At 32.5% G+C, this 16,305-nt stretch carries 10 protein-coding genes; all 10 read left to right on the top strand.

Translation table 11 applies throughout. The features are described from left to right. Positions 1 to 258 precede the first annotated feature (258 nt). The 10 genes from ACODS7_RS05575 to ACODS7_RS05620 all read left to right on the top strand — a co-directional run bounded on the left by ACODS7_RS05575 (position 259) and on the right by ACODS7_RS05620 (position 16,305). Positions 259 to 1,101: a helix-turn-helix domain-containing protein gene (locus ACODS7_RS05575; protein ID WP_243168156.1), complete on the top strand. Its 843-nt coding sequence runs from the start codon at positions 259 to 261 to the stop codon at positions 1,099 to 1,101. 175 nt (positions 1,102 to 1,276) lie between these two features. After that, entirely contained in the window at positions 1,277 to 1,555 is a 279-nt protein-coding gene (locus ACODS7_RS05580) for an AbrB/MazE/SpoVT family DNA-binding domain-containing protein (RefSeq protein ID WP_243168155.1), read from the top strand. Positions 1,556 to 2,080: 525 nt separating this feature from the next. Continuing rightward, on the top strand, positions 2,081 to 3,331 hold the full coding sequence (locus ACODS7_RS05585) for a hypothetical protein (RefSeq protein ID WP_029442322.1): 1,251 nt from the start codon (positions 2,081 to 2,083) through the stop codon (positions 3,329 to 3,331). A gap of 67 nt (positions 3,332 to 3,398) precedes the next feature. After that, complete coding sequence (locus ACODS7_RS05590) at positions 3,399 to 4,157, top strand: TSUP family transporter (RefSeq protein WP_029442323.1); 759 nt, start codon at positions 3,399 to 3,401, stop codon at positions 4,155 to 4,157. Positions 4,158 to 4,409: 252 nt separating this feature from the next. Next, positions 4,410 to 5,069, top strand: a complete 660-nt coding sequence (locus ACODS7_RS05595; protein WP_000876934.1) for a CatB-related O-acetyltransferase — start codon at positions 4,410 to 4,412, stop codon at positions 5,067 to 5,069. 472 nt (positions 5,070 to 5,541) lie between these two features. Next, the gene (locus ACODS7_RS05600) at positions 5,542 to 6,855 is read left to right on the top strand and encodes a D-alanyl-D-alanine carboxypeptidase family protein (protein WP_088115303.1); all 1,314 of its coding nucleotides are present in this window, start codon (positions 5,542 to 5,544) and stop codon (positions 6,853 to 6,855) included. Between the two features lie 625 nt (positions 6,856 to 7,480). Next, the gene (locus ACODS7_RS05605) at positions 7,481 to 8,629 is read left to right on the top strand and encodes an acyltransferase family protein (protein WP_088115302.1); all 1,149 of its coding nucleotides are present in this window, start codon (positions 7,481 to 7,483) and stop codon (positions 8,627 to 8,629) included. 202 nt (positions 8,630 to 8,831) lie between these two features. Beyond that, positions 8,832 to 9,422, top strand: a complete 591-nt coding sequence (locus ACODS7_RS05610; RefSeq protein WP_029442326.1) for an SGNH/GDSL hydrolase family protein — start codon at positions 8,832 to 8,834, stop codon at positions 9,420 to 9,422. Between the two features lie 1,059 nt (positions 9,423 to 10,481). Further along, positions 10,482 to 11,735: an MFS transporter gene (locus ACODS7_RS05615; RefSeq protein ID WP_000858613.1), complete on the top strand. Its 1,254-nt coding sequence runs from the start codon at positions 10,482 to 10,484 to the stop codon at positions 11,733 to 11,735. 13 nt (positions 11,736 to 11,748) lie between these two features. Then, entirely contained in the window at positions 11,749 to 16,305 is a 4,557-nt protein-coding gene (locus tag ACODS7_RS05620; RefSeq protein WP_088115301.1) for a non-ribosomal peptide synthetase, read from the top strand.

Consider the following 16,305-nt stretch of genomic DNA (forward strand, 5'->3'; position numbering starts at 1 on the left):
TCAAAAATGTAGCTGTGGCAAAGAAATCGGACTGCCTGTAAAAGCCTGCTTGGAGTGGACTAATAATCAGTGATGATGAATAAAACGCCCATTGATTATTAGTGAATCTTATTGTAATAATTTCTCGTATTGTGATACAAGTTTGTAAAAAACTATAAATCCATATAAATAGTAATTATAACTATACTAATTTTACATTACATTAAAAGTTGGAAAATATTCTTATACTCATAAAGTGTTACATTTGAGGGAGGAAAGATGGAATTCTACAATCTTGGTATTATTATTAAAGAACTTAGAAAGAAAAAAAATATGTCACAATCTGAATTATGTCATGGAATATGTTCAAAAAGCCAAATTAGTAAGATAGAAAAAGGTATTATTTATCCATCTAGCATATTGTTGTATCAATTATCTGAAAGACTTGGTATTGATCCAAATTATATATTTGCACTAACCAAAAACAAAAAAATAAAATATATTGAAAATGTAAAATATGTAATGAGAGATTGTGTGAAACAAAAACAATATAATGAGCTTTACGAAATAGTGAAAAAAGAGAAAAACGAAAATAATTTCCAATCAAAAGAAGATAAACAATTTCTATTATGGCATGAAGCGATTGCTATATATTATGTAAATGGAGCAACAATTAATGCTTTTGACATTTTAAATAGAGCACTAAAACAAACCTTAAGTAGTAGTAACTTTTTATCAGAAAAAGAAATAAGCATAATGAATTCAATTGCTATAATACATGCAGAAAATGAAGACTATGAGAAAAGCATAAATATATTAAAACAAAGTTTAATTAATTTTAATAAGATAGAATTCCCTAGAGAAAAAGAAATCAAATTAAGACTCATTCATACGTTAACAAAATGTTTACACCTTGCAAATCAATATGAAGAAGCAATAAAGTATAGTGAAATAGGTATAAAATTAGCCATAAATATGAATACTTTATACTTATTAGGTGAATTATTCTTTGAAAAAGGTGCAATTTTATTAAAAGTTCAGCACTCTAATGAAGTTGGTTTAACATACATAAAAAAGGCATTATTTATATTTGAATTAACAGAAAGAAAACAATATATATAAATGATCAAGGATAAATATATTAAAAACAAGAATAAACAAGAAATAATTCTAACATAAGTTATTCCTAATTGGTATTTATTCCTAAAAAAAGTGCTGTAATACGAACTATTCCTAATTGTTGTTTATTGCTAAAATAAGTACCGTAATATTAGATAAAAATAAAGGGTGGCATTTTATGAAAACAAGAGGGAGTACTCGTAGAGCAGATAGCATGGGGCGTATTGTTATTCCAATGGAAATAAGACGGAGTTTAGGAATTGTAGAAAAAGATTCTCTTGAAATGTTTATAGAAGAGGACCAGATTATTTTACGAAAATATCAATCACCAAGAGCTTGTGCACTTACAGGGGGTATTTCAGACAGCAATATTTCGTTAGCGAATGGGAAGATTATTGTAAGTCCAAACGGGATGGAACTGTTAATAAAGAAGTTACAGCAATATCTTTTAAAATAAAAGGTAAGTAAGAAATTTAAAATAGAATATACTTGGAAAAAGGTCCTCTATCACCATTTAGGGGACCTTTTTATTGTTATCAATAAAATTGAGAGGCCGTAGTTGGTTCAATGAAATACGAATTACCTTATAAATAGTCTGACTATTTTTTATAAAAAAACTATTGATTTACATTTTTTGGTTTCGTGTTATATTTTTAGTGTTAACATATTTATATTGAAAATTCTGATTTTAAACCCAGGAAAACTTTAGAAAATGAAATACTCTTACTTGAATTGAAAATCATATAAACATAGTTTGAAAGTAAAGTATGAAAATGAATCAGATTTTCAAATTAAATTTGCCAATTTAACGGAGATTCGTGGGGGAAATGTGACTAAGAAGAAATCTCTTATACTCCACGTTTTTTATCTGTAAATTGGTAGTTCTAATAGCTTTGAAGAAAAGCAAAGGAGCAAAAAAGAAGTAGGTAGTTCATTTAATAGAAGATATGGTGTGAAAAAATAAAACAACGGAGGTTTTATAATGAATAAAGGAACACTGCAGATTACAGAAATCGAAGAAATTAGCATTCCTAATGTATTGAAGGATAAAATGAAGAATCTAATAGACCATGAATTAAAAACTCATAATCCTTATACTTGTGAACAAGAAATAGCTGCAAGCTTTTCAAGAGAGTGGCTTAATTGTTTGATTGATTATTCAAAGAAAACTTCGAATTCAGACATGAAAAAACTACTACATATGATAAAAGTAGCGAATTGTGGTGGGAACGTACCACCTACTCTTATTAAAAATATTCCATGTGATCCTATGGAAACCCTATTACCTGGGGAAAATCGCAAAGGTTTTAATTATGGTGAAGACGAACACGATAGAATGAAAAAATATTTTTATGCAGAATGGGTCACATGGCTTTTTGCCACACTTTTTAATTATGATGCTTTAATTCACCCATCCGAACATGCAGGGAAAAATAGATTTCATCTTATTTCACCTTTAAACAACGATGAAGTTTTGCGAAATGTTGGTGCAAGCACCGGTGGCGGGAACTTTTATCAACATAACGATGCCACAGTGTATACAGATATGAAAGACCAATCAGATATTGAAGCAAGATTGAAAACATTCAATACGAATTTAGAAATTGTATCAAATAGACTTAATAAATCCGTGGAACGAATAGTGTCTGAAATTACTTGTGGAAAATTTACTAGAGTTGATGCTCTTTTATTAAAAGGAGTGTTAAATTTAAAAACTCAAACTCATATTGGAACGCCAAAATTACTTCAAAAGCATCTTGAAGAAAATCACTTCAGTAAAGATGACATATTGGCGATAAGTAAAATGCCTATTGCTCATATCGCAGGAATGGCGGATGGTGAAATATCTGGATTTGTAGGGGAAATAAACCAAATCATATTTTTGGATGATAATGGCGATATTATTGCAACTTGTTTGAATGGAGCAGAAAATAGATTGATTTATGTGGGAGAAAGTGAAGAAGAAAAATTGAAATTTGACATGTTTTTAGAACTCTTACGAACAACGCCTACTTATAAGGTTCCACTTACATCTGAAGATTTATTAATTATCCCAAATTCATACTATGGTAAACAAACAAATGTAACTCATGGTAGGGAAAGGTTATCTGAGAAAGAATATAAAATCCCGATTGGAGATAATAAGTACGGAAGAAGAATTGTTTGCAGGCAGTACGTTTCCAGCCGATTACGTGATCAGAAAGAAAGTTACTTTACAGATATCATTAACTAGTTTAAAGAGAGGAGGGGCGATGGGGAGGTTTGAGTTATAATAGCTCAAGCCTGCCCCTATTCTTTGTATGGATTTTACTATTGAATTACTTATACTACTATTTTTAGTAGCTGTATTAGCAGGATGGATAGATACAATTGCTGGGGGCGGTGGTATGATAACTATCCCGATAATGTTATTAGTAGGTATGTCTCCTTCTGTAGCGATAGCAACTAATAAACTACAAGGGAGTAGCGGAACCCTCATGGCAACAATGATTTTTATTAAGAAGAAAGAAATTAATCTCAAAGATATGCGTTTGTCCATCTTAATGACCTTTTTGGGATCCGTTTTCGGTGGATGGCTTGTTTTACAGATACGGGCAGAATATCTAATCATGATATTACCTTTTTTACTTATTATTATTGGTCTTTATTTTCTATTATCTCCAAATATAGCAAATGAAGATCGACCGAGAAAAATAAGTATGTTGTTGTTTGCGTTAACAGTGGCTCCGTTACTTGGATTTTATGATGGTTTCTTCGGCCCTGGAACAGGTAGCTTGATTGCTTTAGCGTTCATTCTCTTATGTGGATATAGTGCTACACGGGCAACTGCAAATGCTAAGATTTTGAATTTTACAAGTAATTTCGCTGCTTTGTTGTATTTTATTATTTTTGGCCAAATCGATTGGACAATTGGATTGATTATGATGCTTGGTCAAATTATAGGATCATACATTGGGGCGAAGATGGTGCTTACAAAAGGGACGGCATTAATACGACCAATAGTGGTTATTGTTTGCTTTGTCATGGCAATTAAAATTTTTTTACAAAATATAAACTAAATGTAATCAATATATTATTTGGATCAAAGTTAGAGTGTTTTCATGTTCTTATTGCAGTATTAAGTTGTTTAAGATGTGTTCAAAATTACACAATTTGACTAGTGTAATGTATTGCGTTATGCTTTTTTTAGTATAAAAGAAAGGCTTGAAGATAATGATTCGTCGTTTGAGAAAGCTAAAAAATGTAGCTGTCGTAGTAAGCTTCTAAGTAAATAGCAAAATATATAATACTTAGAAGCGAGGAATAAAGTTATGAAGTATCCATTATTTAATCATTGGTCAGAAACAAAGTATATAAAAGATATAGTAACAAATCCACTCATTGAAGTGGGAGAGTACTCCTATTATTCAGGCTATTATAGTCATCAAAATTTTGAAGATGGCTGTGTAAGGTATTTGTGGGGGGATGCTAAGTCTCAAGCACTTTTCAATCCAATTGAACAGATGGGATGGCATCTTGATAAACTCATTATTGGGAATTATGTTTGCATTGCAAGTGGAGTAGTCATTTTAATGGGTGGTAACCATAATCATCACTCAGAATGGATTACAGTATATCCATTCGCTGAGCAAATTGAACAATCATATGAACCTAAGGGTGATACAGTCATAAAAAGTGATGCTTGGATTGGAATGAATGCTATAATAATGCCTGGCGTTACTATTGGTGAAGGGGCAATTGTTGCTGCAGGATCTGTCGTAAGTAAAGATGTTCCGCCGTATACAATAGTTGGTGGAAATCCTGCTAAGGAAATAAAGAAACGATTCACTGATACAGAAATAAACATGTTAATGGAAATGCGTTGGTTTGATTGGGATAGGAAATTGATTGAGAAGGCAATTCCGCTGTTATCTAGTCCATCCATCGAACCATTATTTGCTTTTTATAAAAATGAAGTGAAAAATAAATAAATCAGTTAGAAAAACTACATCCAGTATAGGGTGTAGTTTTTTTATTACAAAAAACTAATAGTTTAGACTAAAGAAAATTCATCTCTAATATAAGTCTAGCAAATAGCTGAATTGAGTAATTAAAATCCTTGATAGCTAATAAAGCATTAACGGGCAGTAAGACCCCAACTGATTAAAGTTTCACTTTATTTTTTGTAAATATGGAACAAATGTAGTATCTAGATTGTCTATTAATTGTAATCCTAAAAAATATGAAAGTGCGAATCATTTTGAAAAATATAAGGGGATTAAAAATAGGGATATGTGTGGGAATACAAAGTATCAGGGCATCTAAAAGTGTCGGATGAGATGGTCTATATGAAAGCGATTCTAATGTCTTATATGTATATACAATTTGAGAACACTGTCTGTTTTTTTGAGATTATGTTAGAATAACGCTTTTTTGAGTACAAAGATATTGGAGGTAACAGAAGTGAAAGGTATGCTTTGCAAGAGATTTATTGCAATAGTAACAGTGCTTACACTATTTTGTAGCATGTTCGTTACATTTGGAAGAGCAGCGGCGGAAACAGTTTCTGCTATAGAGGTTGAAGCAGGATCAGCAATTTTAATAGAAGCAAATTCCGGGAAAATTTTATATGAAAAAAATGCAGATGAATCATTGGCAATTGCTAGTATGACAAAAATGATGAGCGAATACTTAGTTCATGAAGCGGTGGATAAAGGAAAACTTAAATGGGATCAAAAAGTTAAAATCTCTGAATATGCACATAAGATTTCGCAAGATCGTTCATTATCAAACGTTCCATTAGAAAATGGTGGCTCTTATACAGTAAAAGAGTTATATGAGGCAATGGCAATTTACTCTGCAAACGGTGCAACAATTGCTTTAGTTGAAGAGATTGCTGGTAAAGAAGTCAACTTTGTAAAAATGATGAACGATAAGTCGAAAGAGTTTGGAATGAAAGATTATAAATTTGTAAACTCTACAGGCTTAACAAATCACGATTTAAAAGGATATCATCCAGAAGGGACAACTCTAGACGAGAAAAATAAAATGTCTGCAAGGGATTGTGCAATTTTAGCGCAACGTCTTATTCAAGATTTCCCCCAAATATTAAATACAGCAAAAATTCCTAAAAAAACATTCCAAGAGGGTGGTAAATATCCAATTGATATGGCGAACTTTAACTGGATGTTAAAAGGTTTAATTAAGCAATATGAAGGTGTAGATGGTTTGAAAACAGGAACGACTCCAGAAGCGGGAGATTGTTTCACTGGTACAGTAGAAAGAAATGGTATGCGCCTAATTTCTGTAGTGATAAAAGCAAAATCTCATACGGCACGTTTTGATGAAACAAAGAAATTATACGATTATGGATTTGCGAATTTTGAAGTGAAGAATGTCTACAGAAAAGATTCAGTAGTAAAAGGGCATGAAACAGTGCGAGTAGCAAATGCAAAAGACAAAGATGTAGTAGTTCAAACGAAGCAAGCTGTTTCACTTCCAATACCGAAGGGCAATAAAGACATTTATAAAAAAGAATTTAAAGTATTGAATAAAAAACAAGAAGCGCCTATGAAAAAAGGTGTAACAATTAGTGAAATGATTATCTCGCCTAAAGATAATACAGATCCTGGGTTCTTATCAGGTAAATCGTTACAAATAGATCTTGTAACAAAATCTGATGTGGAACAAGCAAATTGGTTTACACGTTTTATACGTAAAACAGGATCTTTTTTTAGTGGTATGTGGGATAGTGCGATTGATATAGTAAAAAGCTAATTTTATAGGATACAACTAAATATTAGTCTGAAACAAAAGGTTTCAAAGTCTTATAGGTTCTTATGTGCATAGTTTGGAATGAAAGAGTGTATTACTTTTGAAATTTGGTTCTTCGGAACATTTTGTATTTCTATCAAGCTAAAATAAATTTATATCCAAATATCCCTAAAACGCTATTCTTTTTGTAGAAATATACAGAAAGGATGGCGTTTATTATGAATTTTTCGATTTAAAGGGTTCGGGTGCAAGGTTAGTTTAATAAAGTTACATGATGAAAAAACACCCACTATTCCATCAATTGACAATAAAAAATTAATATCTGGTACGTATTTCTGTAATTAGATTGTATCCCGCTATTTGCCGGGCAGTAAGACCCCCATCTCAAAATTCAGCGGAAGCAAGGAAGTTAGGTGGGGGCCCTGCTGCCCGTAAACGCCCGATTGGCGAGGGCTGATTAAAGTTTCACTTTATAAAAATTTAATAAAATCTTTTCTTTGTATTAAATATTTTGTTTTAAATTATGTATATAAAGAAATGGAGGTCAAATTAACTTTGTACTGCTTATATTAGGAATTTAAAGAAACAATATGTACAATCCACCCACTACATTCTTATAGTGGCCTTTATGAACAGCAAAATTTACAATTTACAAGGAGAACATTTTATGAGTAAGAGAATAAAAGAATTAGATTCCATACGAGGGTTAGCGGCACTTACTGTGGTATTTGGACATTTTTGTTTAATGCTACCATCGTTGCCTAATTCTATTAAATTTTCCCCGCTTAGGTTTTTATGGGCGGGTGGGGAAGCTGTTATCGTTTTTTATGTACTAAGTGGTTTTGTGTTATCTATGGCACTTTATCATTCGAAAACAAATTATTGGGGATATTTAATTAAGAGATTTGTAAGAATCTATATTCCTTATTATTTTTGGATAATCGTTACCTTTGTTTTATTTATTTTATTTTCGTCGTATGAAGTGGTAGGATTACGGGATTGGTTCTATGATAGGTGGCAAGGGTCTATAACAAAATTAGATATTCTAAACCACTTTGTGCTTCTTAATAACTTTTTTACGGAAAATTATAATCCAGTTATTTGGTCATTGGCTCAAGAAATGCGTATATCTATTGTGTTTCCTTTGTTATTCCTTCTTTTTTATAAACTGAATTGGAAGAAAACGATACTATTTGCTTTGAGCTTTTCATTAATTAGTGTTGTTCTTAATCTGTTGCATATTGGGAAAGCTGAAGGATTTTATAATGGTTATGCTGATACACTGCATTTTACATCTATGTTTATGGTTGGAATGTTACTTTTTAAGTATCAGGAAAAACTTAGCTACTCATATAGGAATATGAAAAAATTTAAAAAAGGATTTCTTATTACATTAGGGGTTATTCTTTATTTATATTCCATTTTAATTTATGGTTTTTCCCGTAATGATACAACTTTCTTATTAAAAGATTGGGGTGTCGTAATGGGGGTTAGTATATTTATTATAATGGCTATGAGTAACCTAAAAGTAAAAGCATTTTTAAATAAGAGTGTATTTGTATATTTAGGAGAAATTTCATATAGTATCTATTTGTGTCATTTTCCAATCATGATGTTATTATTTAAACTTTTGTATACAAAGATACCTATCTTTGTCCTTCTTACTTTGTGCATTACAATGACACTACTTTTTTCTATAGTTTCATATCATTTAATCGAAAAGAAATGTATCAACTGGGCAAAACAAAGAACAACAAATTTTTTGAAAAAAGTATAATTACTAGATAGATTGTATTTCTATAGTAAATATATGAATATGACCGATTCCTAAGTATACTTAGGAATCGGTCAATTTTGGATTCTAAATGTAAATATAGTAAAGTGGAATATAATTGAAATCGAAAACCACTTAGAAATAACAATTACGGTGTGAGCTATTGTATAGTATAGATATGGTTAAAAATAAAGGGGGAATACATATGTGGAAGCGATTTGTAGCAATTGGCGATAGTTTTACAGAGGGGATAGGGGATGAAGTTGAGGGAATTGCATTAAAAAGCTGGGTAGATCATTTTGTTCAACTGTGTGAAAACGATATAGAATATGCCAATTTTGCAAAGCGTGGGTTAGTAACTAAAGAAATTCGCTCGCAGCAATTGGAAAAGGCGTTAACTTTTAATCCAGATTTGGTTAGTCTCATTGCAGGGGCAAACGATGTTTTAAAAGGACGTTGGAATCATGATGCATATAAGAACGATATGGAATTTATGATAAATACATTAAGTAAAGCAGGGGCTGATATTATTATAGCAAACCTTCCAGATTTTACAGTTAGGCTTCCTTTTGCTTCTGAAAAAAAACAAGTAATAAAAGAACAATTATTAGAGGCAAATGAAGTTATATATTCACTGAGCAGAGAGTATAAGCTTCATCATGTTGATTTTTGGAATCATCATTTAGTTAATGACAATACGCTTTGGTCTAAGGATTTAATTCATCCAAACTCAAAAGGATATGTAAAAGTTGCTGAATTAATTTTTAGTAGTTTGCCTGTACAGAAGACAAAATAATAGTTTGCAATTTAACGAATATGATATTAATTGTATGAAGCTATGTTTTTTAGTAAATAGAAAGAACTAAACATTTAGCAAACAAAGCGTTTCTACGATATATTTCTACAGTAGTGCACAAATACAGAATCACAAAGAAAGATCACTTATGGAAATAGGTGGTCTTTAAATGTTTTTATAACTAAATTAGTATATACTGTATTACTAACAGTTTCGTACTACATAAAAATTAAGTTCTCTTATAGAAAAACTGATTTTATATTATCTTAAAATATAATAAAACGTTCAAATCATATTTTGGGTATGTATCTTAATTGTGAATGATGTGTAATTTTTTTTGAAGTATAAATATCCAATAAATAAAATAGGTAGTAGGTGCAGAAGTATTAATACTATATTATTCAATTCTTGTTATGAGTACATTAGTGATTGGTAATATTATATTTTTATTATCAACTTTAGTTATTGGAATTAATTTGCATAGAAAATATGTAGGATTAGAAAAAATATACTTTATTGTATATTTTTTTTGTTTAGTTGGATTTACGGTCTCTTTAAACTATTATGTTAATAAAATTAAAAAACTTAATTCTTAATACCCTTATGGTTAAAGCTATCTATAAAATGAAAATATAACTAAATAATAGTTTGTTATGATTTGTGGATTTGGTTTTTTATCCGAATTTTCTGATTCAAATATTTCAACTTTATGAATATAGTAGGTGAAATATTTGTGTGATAGTATTTGAGATAGAAAAAAGCCAACTTTAAAAAGGATGTGAATTGAATGTGTAAACGACTGTAAAGGGTTATATTAAGGCAACGTTTAGCTGTTATTAGTGTAAGGTAAAGATATATTTTGTAACAGTTGATATAAAAATGAAGGAATAGGTACGCTTTCGTTTGTCTGACTATTTTAAATATAAGAAAAATAAGACCGATTTGAGTTTTGACGAAGTTAAATTCTAGGTGAGATGTCAATAATGATTAATTAGGTTTAATAAAGAGGTACCTTATACGCAAAAGCGTTTATATTAGTAACCTAAGGAGCTTGCTTTTATGAAAACTACTGATTCAAAAGGCCTATTAGGAAATAGGGTTTATTTACAAGTTTTCTCTGCCTATTCATTGCTTATGCTTGGTGTTTTTATTGATATGCTAGCGATTATGACTATAGTTGGGTTTGAATGGGAAGTAGATCCTACTATGATTGGATTGATTCCTGTTGCATATGCACTTCCTGGAATTATTTTTGGCTCATGGGCAGGTGTTATTGCGGATCGTTTTAGAAAAATTCCAATTATGATGTTCTGTAATCTAATGGTTGGTCTAATAACAATTGCTCTTTTATTTGTACAAGATATCCACTGGCTCTTAGTGGCATTAATGATTCGTTCCATTTTTATTGTTTTCTATTATCCTGCACAGCAAACACTAACAAGACAGATTGTATCCCCGGACTTGCTTACTAAAGCAGTAAGTATCAACGGAATAGTAGAGCAGGGTACAAAGATAGTAGGCCCACTTATAGGGGGCATGTTGCTGAGCTGGTTTCAACCAGAGTTCTGCCTCATTATAAGAGCTATAAGTTGTTTATTAGCTACCTTAGTTCTGATACCCACAATAAAATTTAAAGAAACTATATCGAAAGAATTTGTTGAAAAGCAAAAACAAAGTACTTGGACCGCTTGGGTACAAGGGTGGGGTTATGTGTTATCTAATCGGATAATATTATCAACCATGATTTTCGTTACAATAGCCATGGCAGTATTACAATTAGTAGACTCACAATTCCCAACTTTATTTAAGAGCTTATTCCCACATGATAAAAGTAAAATGGGATATATCATTTCTATTATTGGTCTTGGTGGAATACTTGGTGCATTACTAACTCAGAAATTAAAACAATTTCAATATGGCTGGGTAGTATGTGGAGGTATGGTTTTAATGGGAATTGGTTTTGGGGGGATTGGTTTGATAACGCCCGGTACGGTCTTCGTTTTAGCTTATTTAATTAGTTTTATCGCTGGTATCGGAAGTGGGCTGATGCTTGTATCTAATCAAGTCATTTTACAAATAGAATCCGATCAAGATCAAGTAGGAAGAGTATTTGGTATACAAAGCAGTTTAACAAACGCAGTTCTAATTATTTCTCCTGCTATGAGTGGTCCATTAGTGCATTTGTTTGGAGTAACTCAACTCTATGTTTATGGAGGGATTGGGCTTGTTATTATTGGAGTAATTGGAGTTTCACTGCAGAAATATTTATGGGCTAAACATAAACACGAACCTATAAGAGCAAATAATTTTTGAAGGGAAGATTTTTATGACCAATGAGGAATGCTATCCATTAAGCCATCCGCAGCGAAGAATATGGTATACAGAAGTCGTTCATTCTGATAAAGGAATATGTAATTTAAGATTTTTATTTAAACTTCATCGAAAAATGAATTATTCAAAATTAAACCAAGTTGTGAATCGCGTTATCAGTGAAAATGACGGTCTGTGCATTAGGTTAAAAGAAAATGGGCATCAGGAACCGAAACAATATTTTACTAAACATGAAGAACAAGAATTTGAGTTTTTTGATTTCAGTAATGTGGAGAATACAAATTTGCTTGAGGAATGGATTGAGCAGAAAACAAAAGAAACGTTTACATTATTTAATTCAAATTTATACTATTTCGCTTTAATAAAATTAAACGATAATGAATGTGCAGTCTTTGGAAATGTTCATCATATTATTATGGATGGTTTATCAATTCAAATATTTACTGAGCAGATTGCAAAATATTATTATGACATGCATAACGAGAATGAGGAAGGCGAAATTAAAAATTCATATGTTCAATTTCTGACCAACGAACAAACATACTTGAATAGTAGTCGCTTTCAAAAAGATCAAAAGTTTTGGTTAGAGGAATTTAAAACACTGCCATCTGTGACTGGATTGAAGCCTTATAATACGTACCAAGTTAGTACAAAAGCATCACGTGAGACGTTTATATTAACGGAACATTTGAAGAGAAAGATAGAAAAATTTTCTGAAGATTACAAAATTAGTTTATATACTCTTTTTGTTGCTGCTTTCTCGTTGTCCATGTATCGGTGGACCTCATCGCTTGATATTGGTTTAGGAATGGCTTACGGCAATCGTATGACTAAAATGGAACGAAAATTGATTGGAATGATGGTGAGTACAGTTCCTTTAAGGATGGATATTGATCCAGAAGAAGAAGTACTTTCATTTATTAGTAGGGTGTCCAGAAAACAAAGTAAATCATTGAGACACCAGAAATATCCATTTGATTTGTTATTAAAGCAGATTAATAAAGAGAATAACAGTAATGTGAGACTTTTCGGAACTACGATTGATTATAGGGATCGTGATGAAAGTGGTGACTCACTATGGATTCCAAACCGTGAAGAAGTACAAGATTTTGCAGTGCATATTGAAAATCTAATTGATATAGACTCTTTACATGTACATATTGATTATCGTGAGGAGCTATTTTCTAAGGAAGAGATAGAACGATTTTTTAACGTTATGCTAGTGATACTAGAAAATACTTTTGAAAACCCAAAGCAGAAGGTGGCTGAAATAGAAATCATTTCTGAGGAAGATAAAAGAAAAAGTTTAGTTGAGTTCAACAATCCTAAACTGGATGTCCCACCTCAAGTAACTATTCATGAAATGTTCGAACGGCAAGCGATGATTTATCCAAATTCTATTGCAGTTACGTATGAAAAAGAAAAAATTACTTATAAGGAGCTTAATGAACGTGCAAACCAGTTAGCTCATTATCTGCAGAAAAAGGGAGTAGGACCTGATACTTTAGTTGGACTGTGCGTTGAACGTTCCCTCGAGATGATTGTAGGTATTTTAGGAATTTTGAAGGCTGGTGGGGCTTATGTTCCACTTGATCCAACATATCCAGAGCAGCGACTTCAATATATTTTAGAAGATGCTAGCATTCAGTTATTCGTAACGCAAGAAAGTTTAAAAGAATTGAACTGGTTACCAGAAAATGTTGAGTCGATTTGCCTGGATCGTGATCAAGATGAGATTGGGAAAGAAAGTAAGACTTTGCCGGTTTCTAATATCGGTCCCCAAAATCTGGCATATGTAATCTATACTTCGGGATCAACGGGAAATCCAAAGGGCGTTATGATAGAGCATTGCAATGTTATACGGTTATTTAAATCGACGGATTGTTTGTATCAGTTTAATGAAAAAGATACTTGGACGCTTTTTCATTCGTATGCATTTGATTTCTCAGTATGGGAAATTTGGGGAGCGTTATTATATGGTGGAAAATTAGTTGTTGTTCCGTACTGGATTAGTCGATCACCTAAGGATTTTTATCAATTATTGGTGGAGGAAGAAGTCACAGTTCTAAATCAGACACCTTCCGCATTCCGCCAATTAATACGAGTGTGTGAACAAGAAGATAAGAATAAAAATTTGCAGCTGCGTTACGTGACATTTGGCGGAGAAGCGTTAGAACCTATTGGCTTGTTACCGTGGTTTCAAAGGTATGGGGAGAAAAAACCACAGTTAATTAATATGTATGGAATTACCGAAACTACAGTTCATGTTACATATTATCCAATTACTCTAGATGATGTGCAGCATGCTTCAAGAAGTAATATTGGAAAGCGGATTCCCGATTTAGAAGTGTATATACTAGACGCTTATCAACAACCTGTTCCTATAGGTGTTGATGGTGAACTTTATATTGGTGGAGCAGGATTGGCACGTGGATATTTAAATAGACCTGAATTAACAGCAGAGCGTTTTATATCTCATCCATTTAGTAGTAATCCGAAAGAAAGATTATACCGGACAGGAGACTTAGCTAGGTATTTGCCAGATGGGAATCTAGATTATCGTGGAAGAATTGATCATCAGGTTAAAATACGTGGTTTCAGAATTGAGATTGGGGAAATTGAGTCTACTTTAAATACATATGCATCTGTAACAGAGGCAGTTGTAATTGTAAGAGAAGATCAGCCGGGCGATAAAAGATTAGTAGCATATGTTGTAGGAGATGGAAATGTAGATGCGTGGAGAGAGTATCTTAAAGCGAAACTACCAAGTTATATGGTTCCTTCGGGATTTGTGGCGATGGAAGCTATTCCACTTACAGCTAACGGTAAAGTTGATCGTGAGGCCTTACCTATGCCAGAGGAAAAGCAGATTAATAGTGAATGTGTTGGCCCTCGGAATAGTAACGAACAGATACTGACTACCATTTGGAAGCGAGTATTAGGTGTTAAAAAGGTGGGAATCTATGATAATTTCTTTGAAATTGGTGGCGACTCGATTCTCAGTATTCAAATCATATCTCAAGCAAGTCAAGTGGGGTTAAAACTTACTCCAAAGCAAATGTTTGAATGCCCAACTATCGCTGAGCTGGCACAAGTGGCTATAGAAACGCAGGGAGTACAAGCGGAGCAGGGAATTGTGATAGGTGATGTGCCTCTTACTCCAATTCAGTGCTGGTTCTTCGAGCAAGAACATCCACATACAGAGCATTGGAATCAATCAATGCTTTTAAGAGTAAAAGAAAGATTGAATGTGAAATTACTAGAGGGAGCGATATTAAATTTACTGAAACATCATGATGCTTTACGTTTCCGGTACGAACAGTTACCAAACGGAACGTGGAGGCAGAGAAATGAAGGGACTGATGAGCTGTCAGTACTCCATGTTGTAAAACGTAATCAAGTTAATGAAAAAGAGTGGAATAAAATAATACAAGAAGAGATGAACATTAATCAAGCTAGTTTCAATTTAGTTACTGGTCCGTTAATGAGAGTAGTGTACTTTGAAGATAACTTGACTGGAAATGATCGAATATTCTGGGTGATTCATCATTTAGTAGTAGATGGAGTGTCATGGAGGATTCTATTGGAAGATTTACAGGTGGTATATAACCAGATGAAACAAGGTCAAGAAGTTCGCTTACCTGCGAAAAGTACATCTTTTAAAGAGTGGTCTGAACGACTCCAGACATACAGTGATTCGGGTATTTCAAAAGAAGTACAAAATTATTGGAATGAACAAGTAGAAAAAGAAACGATGAAAATTCCAATGGACTATCCAATACAAGAAACAACAGAAGAATCGATTGATCAAGTGACGAGGACTCTAGGAATAGAAGAAACACAAACATTGTTATACGAAGTTCTAGTCACTCATAAGACAAGGATTGATGAGGTACTATTAACGGCATTAGGACAAGCTATCGTTGATTGTATAAATCAGCAAACCGTTTCTATTCATCTAGAAGGACACGGAAGAGAAGAGATGATTGAAGGTATTGATTTATCAAGGACAGTGGGCTGGTTCACGAGTATTTATCCCGTTCATCTCAATTTTCAAGGAACTCAGACACCTATTGAAGGGTTAAAGGCTGTCAAAGAACAATTACGTCGAATTCCAAATCGCGGAGTTGACTATGGTATTTTACGTTACTTGAATAAAGGATTACTTCCGTTTTATCAGCAAAAGCCTTCAATAAGCTTTAACTATTTGGGCCAATTTGATCAGGTGTTTTCAAGGGACTCTTTGTTTATGCAAGAGACAGGATTTACATTTTTAGATCATGCTCCAGATTCCAAACCGTCTCATCTAATTGATGTTATCGGAATGGTGAAAGATGAAAAGTTACATTTTATTTGGATGTATAGTAGGGAACAGTTTTCTAAATTAAAAATTCAAGTGATAGCAGATGGTATGTTAAGGCATCTCCGTCAACTTATAAATAAACCAACAACAGAGTCTGCTTTTACGGTATCAGATTTTGCTGATGCAGAGGATCTTACGGAAGAAAGCTTAAGCAAAGTATTACTTAAATTAACAAAAAAGAGGGTGTAA

The organism is Bacillus sp. FG16 (assembly GCF_057809515.1).